Raw genomic sequence first — 2,935 nt, 5'->3', positions numbered from 1 at the left:
CGCTGATAGCGGTCCAGAAGCTCGTCGTCGGACAGCGCGGCAGGCTCGGCTCTAAGCAAAGGAAACAAGCTCCCGCCGGATGGTTGCAGCGTCCGTCAACCGCCAACCAGTTGCCCCGCACCGGCAGATCATCACGCATGCTGAACTGTCATGCCGCGTCATAGCTTTCCCGTATAGCTTTGTTGCGTCAACGTCGATTCGACGCCCGGGACTATACGCCCCTACGCTCCCGTTCGTTGCGTCGTCACGCGGAATTGAGATGCGTCCTGCCTCAGTAGGTGGCGCGGCCGCCGGAAACGTCGAATACGGCGGCGGTCGTGAACGAACACTCTTCCGAGGCAATCCAGCAGATCAGCGCCGCCACCTCTTCGACCTCGCCGAAGCGCGCCATCGGTATCTTGGACAGCATGAAGTCGATGTGCTCCTGGCTCATCTGCTTGAAGATAGCGGTGCGCACGGCCGCCGGTGTGACGCAATTGACCGTCACCTTGGTCTTGGCCAGTTCCTTGCCGAGCGACTTGGTCAGGCCGATCACCGCGGCCTTCGAGGTGCTGTAGGCCGAAGCGTTGGGATTGCCTTCCTTGCCGGCGATCGAGGCGATGTTGACGATGCGGCCATAGTTGCGCTCGAGCATGTGCGGCACGAGCGCCTTGTTGCAGTAGAAGACGCCGTTGATGTTGATGTCGATGACCTTCTGCCAATCCTCGGTCGAATAGTTCCAGGTCGTCATGTTCGGCCCGGTGATCGCCGCACTGGTGACCAGGATGTCGACACCGCCAAGCGCTTCGATCGCCGACTGCTTGGCGCGTTCCACGCCGGCCGCATCGGCGACGTCGATGGCAACACCGTGGAGGCCGGGAAGGGTGGCTTTGGCCTGTTCGATCTGAGCCGGATCGCGATCCCAGACTGAAACCCGTCCGCCCTCCTCGACAATCCTCTGAGCCACTGCCAGACCGATGCCCGATGCGCCGCCGGTGATCACCGCCGCTCGACCGCTGAACCGCCCTGTAAAATTCATCGGCATCCTATTTTCCCCATCATCTCAACCCGATGGACGATGACGGCACGCGACCGCCATACCATCGACTGCGACTGTGCGGTCCCCATCAGGCGAGTTCAAGCCGGCATGCGAGGCCGATCGTCTGGGCCAATCCCGTTACCCGGGATTTCCCTCAAGCTCTCTGCCCAGCGCCTTCACCATCGCCACCAGCGCCGGTCCGATCTCGGCATGCGCGCGGTCCTCGGTGATGATCTCGCCGATGCCGCCGCAGGTGATGGCAACCAGTGGCGAGCCGTCACGCGGGCGGAACGGCACGCCGACTGCATGGATGTAGCTGTGCCAGGCGCCGAACGACGTCACATAGCCCTGGCGTGCATGCTGGGCGATCGCATTGTCAATCGCCGCCCCGATCATCGCCGCCCTGTCCGGCTCGGCCTCCTGCAAAGCCTCCACAAGGCGAGCGCGCTCCTCAGGTGAAAGGGCCGCCGCATAGGCCAGTCCCATCGATGTCTTCCAGATCGGCAGGTAGGAGCCTGGGTTGAGCCGCAGCGTGACAAGGCTCTCCGACCGGCAGTTGGCGAGATAGACCATGTTGAGGCTGTCGCGCGTGCCGAGCGCCACCGCCGCCCCCGTCAGGTCTGCCAGCGGCTGCATCAGCGGCCTGGCGACGTGCACGACGGCGCTGGAGCTCAGCGCTGAATAGCCGAGCGCCACGGTGGCAGGCCCCAGGCTGTAGCGGCCGAGATCCTTGTCGTACAGGAGGTAGCCGAGAGCGCTCAGCGTATAGGTGATGCGCGAAACCGTGGCTTTGGGCAGGCCGGTGCGGGCAATAATGTCCTGGTTGCCGAGCGAGGCATCGCCCGGCCGGAAGACGCGCAGGATGCCGAGCCCGCGCACCAGCGACGACGAAAGCTGCGCGCCTTCGCCTTCAAGCTCCGTCTCGTCCCTGGTTGCTCGCTTGCGCACGCTGAGGTCTTTCTGGCGTCGTCGTCCGCCTGTCGGGCCAGCGTCGCCGGCGTTGTCTAAAAAATGAAATTAAATTCCATTTATATTGACAGGCGCTTTCCCCCACTGTCAATATGCTTCCCTCGATGGCATCTCCAAGCGCCCTGTGCCATCTTACGAAGCCCCTCCTTGTGAAGGTAGCCACGTGTCTCGCTATATTTTGCGCCGGCTTATCGCCATGCCGTTTCTGGTGCTCGGCATCGTCACCATTGCCTTCCTGATCACCACGGTGACCAAGGGCGATCCGCTGACCGCGATTGTCGCCGAACAGCAGATGAGCAACCCCGAAGTGGTGGCCGCCGCCAAGGCGCGCTGGGGTCTCGATCGTCCTTTGCCGGAACGCTATATGATATATCTTGGCAATCTGCTGAGCGGCGATCTTGGCACCTCATTCATCACCAAGCGCAATGTCGGCACCGACATCCTCTACCGCTTGCCGGCAACGCTCGAACTGGTTTTCACCGCGATGATCTTCGGCACCACGCTCGGCATCGTGCTTGGTGTGCTGGCCGCCTATTTCCGCAACAGCCTGATCGACCATGGTGCGCGGCTCTTCGCCTTGTTCGGCTCGTCGCTGCCGGTGTTCTGGTCGGGACTCGGCCTGTTGTTCATCTTCTCCGTCATGCTGAACTGGCTGCCGGGGCCGGGCAGGGTCGATGCCCGCCTGGCATTGCCGCCCGGCATAACCGGCTTCCTGACCATCGATTCGCTTCTGGCTGGCGACTGGACCGTCTTCAAGGACGCGCTCCGGCACCTGCTTCTGCCGGCCTTCGTCCTCGGCTGGACGGTTTCCGGCACCATATCGCGGCTGGTGCGCGCCAACATGCTTGATGTGATGAGCCGCGAGTTCGTCCTCACCGCGCGCGCCAAGGGCGCGAGCGAATTCCGCGTCGTCATCGTCCATGCGTTGCGCAACACCATGGTGCCGAC

The 2,935-nt window shown here is 63.0% G+C and carries 3 protein-coding genes; 1 reads left to right on the top strand and 2 read right to left on the bottom strand.

The genetic code is table 11. From position 1 onward, the window contains the following. Positions 1-271: 271 nt before the first annotated feature. Together EN750_RS27035 and EN750_RS27030 are read right to left on the bottom strand one after the other, a co-directional pair. Positions 272-1,024: an SDR family NAD(P)-dependent oxidoreductase gene (locus EN750_RS27035; protein ID WP_127266933.1), complete on the bottom strand. Its 753-nt coding sequence runs from the start codon at positions 1,022-1,024 to the stop codon at positions 272-274. A 132-nt stretch (positions 1,025-1,156) separates the two neighbouring features. Next, positions 1,157-1,966 carry an IclR family transcriptional regulator gene (locus tag EN750_RS27030; protein WP_127398469.1) on the bottom strand — a complete coding sequence of 270 codons (810 nt, stop codon included), beginning with the start codon at positions 1,964-1,966 and terminating at the stop codon, positions 1,157-1,159. Positions 1,967-2,150: 184 nt separating this feature from the next. On the opposite strand from EN750_RS27030, the gene EN750_RS27025 reads away from it, so the two are divergent. After that, the coding region (locus tag EN750_RS27025) for an ABC transporter permease (protein ID WP_145967943.1) at positions 2,151-2,935 on the top strand (785 nt) is incomplete at its 3' end.

Source organism: Mesorhizobium sp. M7A.F.Ca.ET.027.03.2.1 (genome assembly GCF_003999175.1).
Classification (GTDB): Bacteria; Pseudomonadota; Alphaproteobacteria; order Rhizobiales; family Rhizobiaceae; genus Mesorhizobium.
Note: the sequence above shows the minus strand (reverse complement) of the source record. Positions and strands in the feature narration are given on the sequence as shown.